The following is a 12,801-nucleotide window of genomic DNA, read 5'->3' on the forward strand; positions in this document are numbered from 1 at the left end:
TCGAGCGATGTGGGCGAATGGGTGGATTGGGGACTGACAGCTTGTGTGCGCTGTCGGTTAGGAACAGAGCCTCAAGTGTCGCGGATCGTGCCAAGGATCGGAGCCGACCATAAGTGTTGAGCACCCGATGACTTATTGCACCATACACATATCGTCTGATTTTAGTTTTTCCATTTTCATCACTTTCGTGAAAACGAACTGCTTAGTCGCTGGCCACATCAAGGTAGGCTGGCGGTCAGTGACATAACCACGACCAATGACCCGTAAACACATAGGGCCTTGCATCATCGTTTTGGCTACAAACCCAATATATTTTTCTTGCCATTTTTTCGGTTCAATGGCGAACGGGAGGGCTTTGTATCCGGCAATATCTTTTGGAAGAAATGTCGGATATTCCCAGTGCGCGTCTAGGTAGCCACTAACGGAGAGAATTTCCTTCTTATCTCTAGGGGTAGCGATGTCCTCTTCGATTGATGAGGGGGCGCTAAGCAAGGATAGCATGGATATTATAAGGGGTAACATTGACTGAGGATCGCACAACGAACCAATGTCCGCAATCGAGCAAGCGTTCACGCCACGTAGACGGCAAAAAATGGTCGCTTTTAGTCATCCTCCCCTGGCAGGGGAGGTGGCAGGGCACAGCCCTGACGGAGGGGTGTCCCGCTATCGATGGGGCGACACCCCTCCACCACTTCGTGGTCCCCCTCCCCTTACAGGGGAGGATTTTGAAGCAACGCGGGCGTTGCGCTTTGTCTGTCCCGCGACTCTATCGTATGTTTTTAGCGTCTTGGTTCGGCCGCAAAAGCCACCCGCCAATCCCATCCCCTACAGAAACACGCCGCCCTTCATGATCCGGCGCGCGCGGCCCTGTACCGGCATGCGGTCGAACGGGGTATTGCCCGCCGCCGCCGCCATCCTGGCCGAATCCACGATCCAGGGCGCATCGGGGTCGATGAAGATGAGGTCGGCGGCGCTGCCTGGCGCGAAGTGCCCTGCATCGACGCCCAATATCCGGGCGGGATTGGCGCAGAGCAGGGTCATCAGCCGGTTAATGCTCACATGCCCCTCGCGCACCAGATTGAGCGAAAGCGCCAGCAGCGTCTCGGCCCCGGCCATGCCCGGTGCGGCGTCGGCGAAGGGCAGGCGCTTGTCCTCCGCCCCGCGCGGATCGTGGCTGGAGGTGATGACGTCCACCGTGCCGTCGGCCACCGCCGCGATCGACGCCTTGCGGTCATCCTCCGAACGGAGCGGGGGGGAGAGGCGGGCGAAGGTCCGGAAATCGGTGACGGCATTGTCGGCCAGGAACAGATAGGCGGGGCTGATGCCGCAGGTGACGCGCAGCCCTTCCGCCTTGGCCGCGCGGATGAGGTCGAAGCCCGCCTTGGTCGTCACCAGCCGGAAATGGATCGCCGCGCCCGTGTGGCGCGCGAGCAGCACGTCCCGCGCGATCGCCATCGCTTCGGCGCAGGCGGGAGCGTGGGGCAGGCCAAGCCGCGTGGCGGTTTCGCCGCTGGTCGCGACCGCGCGCGCGGTCAGCCCGCTATCTTCGGCATGGGATATGACAGTGAGGCCAAGGCCCGACGCATAGGACAGGACGCGCAGCATCACGCCCGAATCGGCGATCCACTGGCGACCCGTGCCGACCGCCTTGGCACCTGCCGCCTGCATCATGCCGATCTCGGCCAGTTCGGTGCCTTTGAGGCCGCGCGTGGCGGCGGCGATGGGGTGGACCCAGAAATCGGGCTTGCCCGCGCGCGTCGCCTGCCGGATCAATGCAGCATCATCGAGCAGCGAGGATTGGTCGGGCATCAGCGCCGCGCGAGTGATGCCGCCAAAATGGAAGGCGGGCTTGTCGGTGGCGAAGACGCCCAGATCGACAAGGCCCGGCGCGACGACCAGACCCGCAGCGTCGATCCGCTGCGCGTCGTCGGGCAGGGCGACATCGCCGGACGCGACGATGCGGTCGCCCTCGATCAGAATCGTGCCGGAGACGAGCGCGTCGCCCGCCGGGTCGGCGAGGCGGCCGTTGATGATGGCGATCTTGGTCATGCCCATCCCTCCACGCCGCGCGCCCGGCGCGTCAGCACGTCCAGGCACGCCATGCGGATGGCGACGCCCATCTCGACTTGTTCGGTGATGGCCGACCGATCGGGATCGTCGGCAACGCTGCTGGTAATTTCCACCCCCCGGTTCATCGGCCCCGGATGCATGACGATTGCGTCGGGCTTGGCGATCGCCAGCCGTTCGGGTGTCAGCCCATAGAGCATATGATATTCGCGTGCCGAAGGGATGAACGCGCCGTCCATCCGCTCATTTTGAAGCCGCAGCATCATCACCACATCCGCGCCCTCCAGCCCTTCGTCCAGCCGGGTGTAGGGGGTCGCCCCCAGCATCTCGACTTCAGGCGGCATCAACGTGGGCGGGGCGACCGCGCGCACCTGCGCACCCAGCGCAGCGAGGCACAGCATGTTCGATCGCGCCACGCGGCTATGCAGCACATCACCGCAAATGGCGACGATCAGCCCCTCGAACCCGCCCTTGCGCCGCCGGATGGTGAGCGCATCGAGCAGCGCTTGCGTGGGATGCTGGTGCCAGCCATCGCCAGCGTTCAGCACCGCACAGTCCACCTTGTCCGCGATCAGCGCGACCGCGCCCGAACTGGCATGGCGGATGACCAGCACATCAGCGGCCATGGCGTTGAGCGTCATCGCCGTGTCGATCAGCGTTTCGCCCTTCTTCACGCTCGATTGGCCCGCATGCATGTTGACGACATCCGCCCCCAGCCGCTTGCCCGCAATCTCGAACGACAACAAAGTGCGCGTACTGTTTTCGAAGAAAGCGTTGATCTGGGTCATGCCCGCCAGCCGGTCGTCATGCTTGCGCGCCTTGCCGCGATTGGCCGTCGCCCATTGCTCGGCTTCGTCCAGCAGGAAGCGGATTTCCCAAGGCTTCAAGTCAGCGATCGACAGCAAATGCCGATGCGGAAACAGCGCCCGACCGGTGAGGTCAGACGAAAGCGGCGCGGCGGTGATGTCGGGCATGGCCGCGCTTTAGGACAGCAGGACGCGAAGGGCAAGCTGGCGCGGAGCGGGATAGCGTGGAGAAGAAGGATTGGCTGGGGCGGCAGGATTCGAACCTGCGCATGGCGGCATCAAAAGCCGCTGCCTTACCGCTTGGCGACGCCCCAGCAGGCCGACCAACGTCGGCGCGGGTCGCCATATAGCGCGTCGGGCGCGAAAGGAAAGCCTAGTCATCACAGTTTCGCGACGGCACTATGACGCTTCTTGGCTTCGTACCGGATTACCACAACCATGTCCGCTTCCTCCTCCCCCACATCCGCGCAGATGGCGCCTGCATCGCCGCTCTTCCTGCGCGAGGATGAAATCCGGCGCGGCATCGAAATGCTCTATTTCGGCTATTCCGCGCTGACCCGCTCGATCGATGAGGGGCTGGCGGCGCAGGGGCTTGGGCGGGCGCATCATCGCGCGCTCTATTTCATCTCGCGCCAGCCCGACCTCACCGTCAAGGATCTGCTGCGGTTGCTGTCCATTACCAAGCAATCGCTGGGCCGGGTGCTCAATGACCTGATCGAGCGCGGCTATATCGAGACGCGGCCGGGGGCCAGCGACCGGCGGCAAAAATTGCTGCGGCTAAGCGCGGAAGGGGCGGCGCTAGAGGCCGAGCTGTTCCGGGCGTTGCGGGAAAAAATGGCGGCTGCCTATGCGCAGGCAGGGCAGGGGTCAGTCACCGGATTCTGGCGCGTGCTGGAAGGGTTGATCCCCGAATCGGATCGTTCGATGGTGTTCGGCCTGCGTGGGCGCTGACATACACAACGCAACCTAATCGGCCTTCCTGCGCTTATCGGACTCCATTCATTGGCAAGAGGAGCCATCATGCGTCACAAATTTCTCGCCGCACTGGCGGTCGTTTCGGCGGTCAGCCTGTCGGCCTGTTCGGAAAAGACCGAGGACAGCATCGAAAATACCGGGTCGGCGATCGGCAATGACATGAGCAGCGCGATGGACCGCGCGGGCGACACGATCGACAACGGGCTGGATGATGCGGGCCGTGCGATCGACAATGGCGCGGCGCGGATCGGTGCTGCGACCGACGAAGCGGCCGAAGATGCGGACCGCACCGCCGATGAAGCCAAGCGCGATGTCGGCGATACGCTGCAGGAAGCGGGCAGCGACCTCAAGAACGACTGATGCCAATGGGCCACGCATGACTGTGCGGTTATGCGTGGCTCACGCGCGCGCTTGACGGCGCGCTGCATTGCGGACAGCGCAGGGATATGTCGTCCGCTGCGCCCGCCCCACCTCCCACCCGCCTGATGATCGGCCGCCCCGAACTGGCGCTGATCGGCATTACCATCCTGTGGGGCGGGACATTCCTGATCGTCCATCATGCGATGCGCGAATCGGGACCATTTTTCTTCGTGGGATTGCGCTTCGGGACGGCGACGCTCGTCACTCTGCCGCTTGCCTGGCCGCTGTTGCGCGGCATCACGCGGCAGGAACTTGGCGCTGGCCTGATGATTGGCCTTAGCATTTTTGCGGGCTATTCGCTCCAGAGCTGGGGCCTGCAAACCATATCGAGCAGCACGTCCGCCTTCATCACCGCTGCCTATGTCCCGTTGGTGCCGATCCTCCAATGGATCATCCTGCGCAGGCGACCGCGAATCGCCAGCTGGGTCGGGGTCGCCCTGGCGTTCGCTGGCCTCATGCTGATCGCCGCGCCGCAGGAGGGAGTGGCGCTGGGGACGGGAGAGGTGCTGACGCTGATCAGCACGCTCGCCATCGCGCTGGAGATCATCTTCATCAGCCTGTGGGCAGGACAGGTCAATGTCGCGCGGGTGACGCTGGTGCAATTGGCCGTGACGGCGCTGCTGGCCTTCGCCTGCATGGTCCCGGCCGGCGAAGCGGTGCCGCCCTTGTCCTGGACCGTGATCCTGTCGGCCTGCGGGCTGGGGCTGGTCACGGCGCTCATCCAGTTCGTGATGAACTGGGCGCAGCGCAGCGTGTCGCCGACCCGCGCCACGCTCATCTACGCGGGCGAGCCGGTCTGGGCGGGGATCATCGGGCGGATCGCGGGCGATCGCCTGCCGCCGCTGGCGCTCGCCGGTGGCCTGCTCATCTTCGCCGCCATGATCGTGAGTGAAATGCGGTTCGGGAAACGCGACCGAACCTCGACCTAATCCCGCCGGAACACCGGCGCGCGCTTTTCGAAGAAAGCAGCAAAGGCTTCCTGCGCTTCGGCGGATCGCAGCGTGTCGCGGAACAGCCGCGCCTCTTCTTCGATCCGGGCCGTGAGAACCGCCGGATCGCCTTTCATCAGGCGGCGGGTGGTAGCGAGCGCCTGGGGCGGTTTGGCCACCAATATTCTGGCCTTGGCGCGCGCATGCGCCAGCAGCCCGTCGGCGGGCACGACCGCCGTGACCAGCCCCGCGCGATCGGCCGCCTCGGCATCCATCGGCTCGCCCAGCATCAGCATCGCCGCCGCCTTGGCATGGCCCAGCGTTGCAGGCGCGAGCAGGCTCGACCCCGCTTCTGGCACCAGCCCCAGATTGACGAAGGGCATGATGAAACGGGCGTCGGGCGCGGCATAAATGAGGTCGCAATGGAGCAGCATCGTCGTGCCGACGCCCACCGCCAATCCCTGCACGGCGGCGACGATCGGCTTGTCGAAGGCGGCGATGGCGCGGATGAACGCAAAGGCAGCCGCGCCGCCCTCCGGCCCGGCCATGAAATCCTTGAGGTCGTTGCCCGCGCAGAATGCGTCGCCATTGGCGGTGAACAGTACCACCGCAATGTCCGCGCGCGCCGACGCATCGGCCAGCGCTGCAGTCATCGCATGATACATGGGGGCGGTCAGGGCGTTCTTCTTGTCGGGGCGGTCGATATGGATTTCGATGACGCCGGCGATATCTTCGATGATCGCGATGGACTCGCTCACGATGCGCTCTCCCTTATGTCTCTGTCACTACCGATGGGCATTGATCGGACGATGGAGACTATTGTTCCCCGGCTATCATCCAGATCACTGACCACGTCTGCATGTCTCTGGCGAAACTGTTGGCGCAAGCGGCGGGCCGCGTCTATCCCCCCGCCGTCTGTCAGCCCAAGGCCTAGCCCCATGATAAACCGACTGCGCCAAGCCCTCGATCCCTTCCTGTTGCTGCTGCTGGCAACCGTTGCCCTAGCGTCGATCCTGCCCGCGCGGGGGGATGCGGCGGGCATCGTGGGGATGGCGGCGGACGCTGGCATCGTGCTGCTTTTTTTTCTGCATGGGGCAAAATTATCGCGTGCGGCGATCTGGGACGGGACGCGGGCCTGGAAGTTGCATCTGGCGGTGCTGGGGACGAGCTTTCTCCTCTTCCCGCTGATCGGCCTCGCGACGCAACAGATCGGCGTCATCCCCGATGACATGCGTGCAGGCTTGCTGTTCCTGACGCTGCTGCCCTCGACCGTGCAGTCGTCGATCGCCTTTACCGCGATCGCACGGGGCAATGTGGCGGCGGCGGTCGTCAGCGCGTCCTTCTCCAATCTGCTCGGCATCGTCGCGACGCCACTGCTGGTCGCCTTGCTGATGCGGCAGGGCGGGGCAAGCGTGTCGCTGGCGTCAATCGAGGGGATCGTGCTGCAATTGCTGCTGCCCTTTCTGGTCGGCCATTTGGCGCGGCCCTGGATCGGCGGGTTCGTGGCGCGGCACAAGGCGAAGATCGGATGGGTGGATCGCGGCTCGATCCTGCTGGTCGTCTATGCCGCCTTTTCGGCCGCCGTCGTGGAGGGGCTGTGGCAGAGCGTGACGGGCAGCGAACTGGCGCTGCTGGCGGGCGTCTGCTGCATCATGCTGGCGACCGTGCTGGTGCTGACCTTCGGGCTGGGACGGTTGATCGGACTAAGCCGCGAAGATGCGATCGTGCTGCAATTTTGCGGGTCGAAGAAAAGCCTGGCGACCGGCGTGCCGATCGCGGGCGTGCTGTTTCCCGCGGCGGCGGTCGGGCCGATCCTGCTGCCGCTCATGCTGTTCCACCAGATCCAGCTGATGGTCTGCGCCGTGCTGGCGCGGCGCTACGGCGCGCAGGTCGCTGAATGACAAAGGGGCGGAAAGCGCGATATTGCGCCTTCCGCCCCTATGTCTGTTCCTCCCGACGCTTGGGCGCGCAGGGAAGATTGCCCCGTTAGAACTTCACCCGGCTTTCGATGCCGATCGTGCGCGGTTGCGCGACCGATTGCGCATAGCCGCGATAGATGATCCCGTCATTGATCTGGCCACGGCGGGTCAGGTCGTTGGAAACGCCGGTGATCGCATATTTGTCGAAGATGTTGTTGGCGAACAGGCTGACTTCCCAGACGTCCGTACTGTAGGTCGCGGCCGCTCGGTGCATCATATAGTCAGGCAGGCGTTCGCCGCCGCCCCGTGCGCCCGGACGGGTCAGGATGCTGCCGGTATAGGTCGCGGTCCAGTTCAGGCGCAGATCATTCTCCCCCATCGGGACGGTATAGACGGCGGACGCCGCACCCGAATGTCTGGCCGAGCCAGGCAAGCGATCACCCGATTCCAGGCTGGCGAAACCGTCTGCGGTCGATAGAAGATCCGGCACATCCTGCGTCAGCTTGGCATCCAGATAGGAATAGTTGCCGCGAACGGTGAACTGGTCCGTGATGCGCGCATTGAAGCTGAAATCGACGCCCTGCGACTTGGCCTTGCCGCCATTGGCCGTGATGCCGATGGCACCATTGACCGTCTGGCTGGCCAATTGAATGCCGTCCCACTTGACCTGGAAGACGGAGACGCTGGTGCTGAGGCGGCGATCGAACAATTGCGCGCGCACGCCCAGTTCCAGATTATTCACCTTGTCCGGCCCGAAGGTCAGCTCATTAGGCAGGGCGCAGAGATTCTGGCCGGGAGGAAGCGGCTGGATGCACGGCACGACACGGTTCACACCGCCGATCCGATAACCCTTGCTGTAGGTGGCATAGGCCATGAGGTCGGGCGTGAAGTTGAACGAGGTGTTGAACTTCCAGACAAAGCCATCGTCGCTGGCCTGCCCGCTGCGCACGCGCGACGGATCGACGGTAAGGCTGGGATAGGGCATCCGGCGACGGCCCGATCGCGTCATCGGCGTGTCCGAACCACCCGTGATCGACGTGTCATATTTGAAATAACGGCCGCCCGCCGTGATCTGCCACTGCTCGATCGGCTTGAAGCTCAGCTCGCCGAACACTGCCTGCTCTTCGGTCTTGGACCGGGTGAAGGAGACATATTCCGCACCGTCGGGACGGATCAGGCCATCGTAGAAGCCGCCATAGATTTCGCTGCCGGTGGGCGATGCCGCGAATTCGGCGAAACCAGGCAGGCGCTCGATGCTGTCCGACTTGAACTTCATGCTGTTGTAGAAGCCACCGACAACCCAGCTGAACGGTCCGCCATGGGTCGAAACCAGGCGAATTTCCTGGTTGAACTGCGTGCGGCTGTTGTCGTTGGTGGTAAAGCCAGCAAATGCCGGGAAGAGTTCATAATCATAGTCGAGGTCGAGCAGCAGGTCGGTGACATCGCCGACCGTGTTGTTCTTCGTCTTGGTATAGGCCGATGCCCAGACCGCCTGGAACACATCGCCCAGCTGCGCTTCCATTTCCAGGCTGATCAGCGTCGATCGGCGGGTGGAAGGTTCTGCAAAGCGCTTGGCGGATTCATATTTGCCTTCGCCCAAAATCCCGTCGGTGGTCGCCTGCGCGCCATCCGTCTTGGTCTTCTGATAGGCATAGGTCAGATAGGCATTGAAGTCGGGCACCGAGAGGCCGAGCTGATTGCGGGTCGTGAACGTCTTTTCGAAGTTCAGATCCTTGCGGCCCGCGAAATTGGCGTCTTGCTGCGCCTGTGTGCCCAGCGGATTGCTGGCCGGACCCGGCTGGGCGATGGACACGCCCGGCGTCGCGACCAGATAGGGGTAGTCGATGAAGCCGGGGTCATAATAATAGCCTGTCGCCGAGCGGAAGGCCAAGACGTCCTTGACGATCGGTATGTTGATCGTGGCATCGCCGACATAGCCCACACCCTTGCTGTGCGCGACATCATAAACGCGGCCATGGACTTCGCCGCTGAACTGCGTTGGATCGGGCCGGTTGGGAATATAGCGGATCGCGCCCGCCAGCGTGCCTAGGCCATAAAGCGTGCCCTGCGGCCCCAACAGCGTTTCGATCCGTTCGATATCGATGAACTTGAAATCGAGATAGAGCGGAATTTCACCCAGATAGGTGCCGATCGCATTGTCGTAATTGGCCCCGGTCGCGCCGCTGTCATCGGCCGACAGGCCGCGCATGACGATGGTGGCCGCGCCGCGCGGGCCGGTGTCGGTGACGGTGATGCCCGGCGTGAAAGCGCCCAGGTCGCGCACGTCGTCCAGTCGTTCGCTGGCCAGTTCGGCCGCACCGATCGCCGAAATATTGATCGGCGTTTCCATCAGCGTGGTGGAGCGGCGGGTGCCAGTGACGACGATGACGTCGCTTTCTGCTTCGGCCGCGGCCTGCGGCTCCTGTGCCAGGACCGGCGTGGCGAAGGCGGCGCCCGATATGATGGTGGCGGACAGCAGCCCCATTTTGAGTTTTGCGCGATACGACATGGTCTTCCCCTTTTTGTCCATTGTCTTCCCTGCTTTCGATCCCCTCCCGGATCGACCGCTCCGCGCTTGGTGCGGCGGCAACGGCTGGCATTGGACGGCACGGACTGCCGCCTCCTTTTCTTCTGATCTGGGGTAGAGGCTATGGAGTGCGCAGGCAGTCAGACATGGGGCATTTGACGTACCCTGTTCGTCCAGCTCACCATGGGCCTATCCTACGTCAAATGCCCCATTGGGCTTGGGCACCGTCCCCGCCTACCCCTTGGGCGAGGGGTGGGAAAACCTGCTCCATATCTGTTGCCTATGCCCGCATCGCGCGATTGCGGTGGACCGGGCCGGAGAATGACATGCCGTCTTTGAGCGCCGTCACAGGATGGAGCATGGCCGGGATCGCAGCCATCGGGGCTGCGGTCGCGGGCGACCTGCCTTTGCAAATGCCCAATGCAGGAACACCCGCGCCGCAAATGCCGGCCGAAGATGATATGGGGCGGCCCAAGCCGCTCGAACTGCCCAAGGATGTCGAGGCCAAACTGGCAGGCGTCGACAAGGCGAAGGTCGATTTCCTCAAGAGCGGCGTGACCGGGCGCTATGTCGAAAAGGACGCGCTCTTCGCCCGCATTCGCACCGGCAAGCCCGAAGAAATCAGCGCCTATATCGACGCGATGCAGGCGCTGCATGCGCAGGTCGAGTTCAAGGCCGGGCGCGATGTCGCGGCGATCCCGCTCGACACCCGCTCGCCTTGGTTTAACGCCTGGAAAGCCCGGCGGCCGAACAGTATGGACCCCAAGCGGGACGTCGGGCCGATCGAACTGACGCGCTATGTCGGCGGCTGGGGCGGTGGCTTTGCGACTTTTGCGGGCGCGCCGGTGGCGATGACGCCGGAGGATTTGAAGGCGGGCAAGGTCGATGTCGCTATCGTCGGCGCACCGCTCGACATGGGGTCGGGCTGGCGCAATGCGATCGACGGGCCGCGCGCCATGCGCATGACCGGCGGCGCAGCGGGCAACGACATGTATTCGATGATCAACCCCAACGCCGCACTCAAGATCGTCGATTATGGCGATATCGCCATCGACCAGAACAGCACCGAACGCAGCGTCGATCATGTCCGCCAGATGGTGGCGGAGATCGCGCGCACCGGTGCGATCCCGATCGTGATCGGTGGCGACCATAGCCTCGAATATCCCAATGTCGCCGCTGCCGCCGATGTGCATGGCAAGGGCAATGTCGGCGTCATCCATTTCGACAGCCATTATGACATTGGCCGCGGCCGCGTTCATCTGCTCGACCATGGCCAGCCGGTCTATCGCGTCATCAACGAAGGCCATGTCCGCGCCAGCGACTATATCCAGGTGGGCCTGCGCGCGCGCGGGCCGGATCTGGAGACGTTCGGCTGGATGCGCAACAAGGGCATGAAATACCACACGATGGTCGAAGTCGAGAAATGGGGCTGGGACAAGGTGATGGCCCGCGCGCTCAACGAAGCACGCGGCAGCACCAAGAAATTGTGGATCAGCTTCGACGTGGACGTGCTGGACCCCGCCTTCATGCCTGGCACCGGCACACCGGTTCCCGGCGGCCTGACGATGCGGGAGGCGCAGCCGATCATGCGCAACCTGTGCGCGGAGAATGACATTGCCGGCATCGATATTGTCGAAGTCGCGCCCTATCTCGACACCAGCTACAAGACCGCGCTCAACAGCAATTTCCTGCTGAACGCCTGCCTGGCGGGGATCGCCATGCGCAAGAAGGGCTTAAAGCCCGGCTATCTCAACCCCGTCTCGGTCGATCACGGCCTCGACAGCTATTATGGGAAGAAGAACTGATGGCACGCACCCCCTTGCTGGCGCGGTGCGCCGTCGCTGCCCTGGCGATCGCAACCCTGTGCGGTCCGGCCCATGCGCAGGCCAGCGACCCGCTCGCCACCTTGTCGCCCGAAAAGAAGGCCTTTCTGTCCGACCCCGTGGTGCTTACGCGCTTTGGCCTGACGGCGGAGAAACTCCAGACTGCGCTCGCCGGGCGCAGCGCCGCCGATGTCGATGCCTATGCCACCGCGCTGATGGCGGTGGTCGAGGACAGCAAGTTCAAAGCCGGGCGCGACCCGTCGGAAATCGCCCTCAACCCGCAGGCGCGCGGATGGAATGCGGGCACCACCGTTCGCCCCAAACTGTTCGACAAATTGAAGCGTGACGATGGGCCGTTCAGCCTGAAACGCTATCAGTTCCAGAAGGGCGGTATCCCGACCTTCGCCGACGCCCCCGTCGCGATCCGCAAGGAGGATCTGGTCGCGGGCAAGGTGGAGGTCGCCTTCGTCGGCGTGCCGCTCGATTTCTCGTCGGGTTGGCGCGATGCCAAACATGCGCCGATGGCGCTGCGTGGCATGGACGGATTGGTCGGGGCGGATGCCGATGGCGGGATCGATCCTGGCCTCATCCTGTCGATCGCGGACTATGGCGACCTGACGCCCGACTATATGGCGCCTGATCGGGGGCTGGATCATATCCGCGCGATGATCGCTGAGATGGCAAGCGTAGGCACGATCCCCTTCATCGTCGGCGGCGACCATACGGTCATGTTCCCCGACGTCGCGGCGATGGTCGACACCTATGGCGCGGGCAAGGTCGCGCTGGTGCAGTTCGATGCCCATGCCGACGCGGACCTGAATGACGCGCATATGATTTCCGACACGCAGACGCTGACCCGGCTGATGGAACAGAATCTGTTGCGCGGCAGCGACGTGACGCTGGTGGGCTTGCGCGGGCGCGGCGCGGATGTCGCCACGCAAAAGCGATTGACCGACAGCGGCGTGCGCATCCTGTCCACCGCCGCCGTGACGGAGCGCGGCTGGCAGGCGGTGACCAACGATATCCTCTCCGGCCTCAAAAGCGGGCCGGAAAACATCTTCATCTCGTTCGACATGAGCGTGCTTGATCCGGGCGATGCGCCCGCGTCCGGGCGACCGGTGCCGGGCGGCATTTCCATGCGGGAAGCGATCCCAATGGTGCGTCAGCTCTGCGCCCAGACAAAGGTGGTCGGCTTCGACCTGCTCGACGCCGCGCCGATCCTGGACCCGACCTATGTCAGCCGGATGAGCGCCAATTACATCTTGCATGCCTGCCTGTCGGGCATCGCGATGCGCAAGACGGGCATGTCGGTCCAGACCGCCAAGCGTTGAGGGA

Annotated in this window: 11 protein-coding genes and 1 tRNA gene; 6 read left to right on the forward strand and 6 right to left on the reverse strand. The window is 63.7% G+C overall.

Going from position 1 to position 12,801, the window contains the following annotated elements; translation table 11 throughout:
- Positions 1 to 132 precede the first annotated feature (132 nt).
- The 4 genes from BSY17_RS16205 to BSY17_RS16220 form a co-directional block, all read right to left on the reverse strand.
- Positions 133 to 501 carry a hypothetical protein gene (locus BSY17_RS16205; RefSeq protein WP_171899256.1) on the reverse strand — a complete coding sequence of 123 codons (369 nt, stop codon included), beginning with the start codon at positions 499 to 501 and terminating at the stop codon, positions 133 to 135.
- Positions 502 to 825: 324 nt separating this feature from the next.
- On the reverse strand, positions 826 to 2,049 hold the full coding sequence (locus BSY17_RS16210; protein WP_069066242.1) for a dihydroorotase: 1,224 nt from the start codon (positions 2,047 to 2,049) through the stop codon (positions 826 to 828).
- Complete coding sequence (locus BSY17_RS16215; protein WP_069066243.1) at positions 2,046 to 3,041, reverse strand: aspartate carbamoyltransferase catalytic subunit; 996 nt, start codon at positions 3,039 to 3,041, stop codon at positions 2,046 to 2,048. The genes BSY17_RS16210 and BSY17_RS16215 overlap by 4 nt, the downstream gene beginning before the upstream one ends.
- A gap of 71 nt (positions 3,042 to 3,112) precedes the next feature.
- Positions 3,113 to 3,187, reverse strand: a tRNA-Gln gene (locus BSY17_RS16220).
- A 124-nt stretch (positions 3,188 to 3,311) separates the two neighbouring features.
- Here BSY17_RS16220 and BSY17_RS16225 point away from each other — a divergent pair.
- The 3 genes from BSY17_RS16225 to BSY17_RS16235 all read left to right on the forward strand — a co-directional run bounded on the left by BSY17_RS16225 (position 3,312) and on the right by BSY17_RS16235 (position 5,197).
- Complete coding sequence (locus BSY17_RS16225; protein ID WP_051519788.1) at positions 3,312 to 3,824, forward strand: MarR family winged helix-turn-helix transcriptional regulator; 513 nt, start codon at positions 3,312 to 3,314, stop codon at positions 3,822 to 3,824.
- A gap of 69 nt (positions 3,825 to 3,893) precedes the next feature.
- The gene (locus BSY17_RS16230) at positions 3,894 to 4,208 is read left to right on the forward strand and encodes a hypothetical protein (protein ID WP_069066244.1); all 315 of its coding nucleotides are present in this window, start codon (positions 3,894 to 3,896) and stop codon (positions 4,206 to 4,208) included.
- A gap of 86 nt (positions 4,209 to 4,294) precedes the next feature.
- The gene (locus BSY17_RS16235; RefSeq protein WP_069066245.1) at positions 4,295 to 5,197 is read left to right on the forward strand and encodes a DMT family transporter; all 903 of its coding nucleotides are present in this window, start codon (positions 4,295 to 4,297) and stop codon (positions 5,195 to 5,197) included.
- Here BSY17_RS16235 and BSY17_RS16240 read toward each other — a convergent pair.
- Positions 5,194 to 5,955 carry an enoyl-CoA hydratase-related protein gene (locus BSY17_RS16240; RefSeq protein ID WP_069066246.1) on the reverse strand — a complete coding sequence of 254 codons (762 nt, stop codon included), beginning with the start codon at positions 5,953 to 5,955 and terminating at the stop codon, positions 5,194 to 5,196. The two genes, BSY17_RS16235 and BSY17_RS16240, sit on opposite strands and share 4 nt — an antisense overlap.
- A 183-nt stretch (positions 5,956 to 6,138) precedes the next feature.
- Here BSY17_RS16240 and BSY17_RS16250 point away from each other — a divergent pair, with 183 nt between their 5' ends.
- On the forward strand, positions 6,139 to 7,098 hold the full coding sequence (locus BSY17_RS16250; protein WP_069067030.1) for a bile acid:sodium symporter family protein: 960 nt from the start codon (positions 6,139 to 6,141) through the stop codon (positions 7,096 to 7,098).
- Positions 7,099 to 7,183: 85 nt separating this feature from the next.
- Here the strand turns inward: BSY17_RS16250 and BSY17_RS16255 are convergent, their stop codons facing one another.
- On the reverse strand, positions 7,184 to 9,625 hold the full coding sequence (locus BSY17_RS16255; protein WP_069067031.1) for a TonB-dependent receptor: 2,442 nt from the start codon (positions 9,623 to 9,625) through the stop codon (positions 7,184 to 7,186).
- A gap of 377 nt (positions 9,626 to 10,002) precedes the next feature.
- Between BSY17_RS16255 and BSY17_RS16260 the strand changes: the two genes are divergently transcribed.
- Together BSY17_RS16260 and BSY17_RS16265 are read left to right on the forward strand one after the other, a co-directional pair.
- Positions 10,003 to 11,448: an agmatinase family protein gene (locus BSY17_RS16260; protein ID WP_083217147.1), complete on the forward strand. Its 1,446-nt coding sequence runs from the start codon at positions 10,003 to 10,005 to the stop codon at positions 11,446 to 11,448.
- Positions 11,448 to 12,797 (forward strand): agmatinase family protein, encoded by a 1,350-nt coding sequence (locus BSY17_RS16265; RefSeq protein ID WP_069066248.1) that lies wholly within the window; start codon positions 11,448 to 11,450, stop codon positions 12,795 to 12,797. Before BSY17_RS16260 ends, BSY17_RS16265 begins: the two co-directional genes overlap by 1 nt.
- Positions 12,798 to 12,801: the final 4 nt, after the last annotated feature.

Source organism: Sphingobium sp. RAC03, assembly GCF_001713415.1.
Taxonomy (GTDB): Bacteria; Pseudomonadota; Alphaproteobacteria; order Sphingomonadales; family Sphingomonadaceae; genus Sphingobium.

Bases quoted from the DNA above. Each gene is read 5' to 3' on its own strand.
- BSY17_RS16210 (WP_069066242.1), bottom strand. From the start codon at position 2,049: ATGACCAAGATCGCCATCATCAACGGCCGCCTCGCCGACCCGGCGGGC.
- BSY17_RS16235 (WP_069066245.1), top strand. From the start codon at position 4,295: ATGTCGTCCGCTGCGCCCGCCCCACCTCCCACCCGCCTGATGATCGGC.
- BSY17_RS16230 (WP_069066244.1), top strand. From the start codon at position 3,894: ATGCGTCACAAATTTCTCGCCGCACTGGCGGTCGTTTCGGCGGTCAGC.
- BSY17_RS16265 (WP_069066248.1), top strand. From the start codon at position 11,448: ATGGCACGCACCCCCTTGCTGGCGCGGTGCGCCGTCGCTGCCCTGGCG.
- BSY17_RS16225 (WP_051519788.1), top strand. From the start codon at position 3,312: ATGTCCGCTTCCTCCTCCCCCACATCCGCGCAGATGGCGCCTGCATCG.
- BSY17_RS16205 (WP_171899256.1), bottom strand. From the start codon at position 501: ATGCTATCCTTGCTTAGCGCCCCCTCATCAATCGAAGAGGACATCGCT.
- BSY17_RS16260 (WP_083217147.1), top strand. From the start codon at position 10,003: ATGGCCGGGATCGCAGCCATCGGGGCTGCGGTCGCGGGCGACCTGCCT.
- BSY17_RS16215 (WP_069066243.1), bottom strand. From the start codon at position 3,041: ATGCCCGACATCACCGCCGCGCCGCTTTCGTCTGACCTCACCGGTCGG.
- BSY17_RS16255 (WP_069067031.1), bottom strand. From the start codon at position 9,625: ATGTCGTATCGCGCAAAACTCAAAATGGGGCTGCTGTCCGCCACCATC.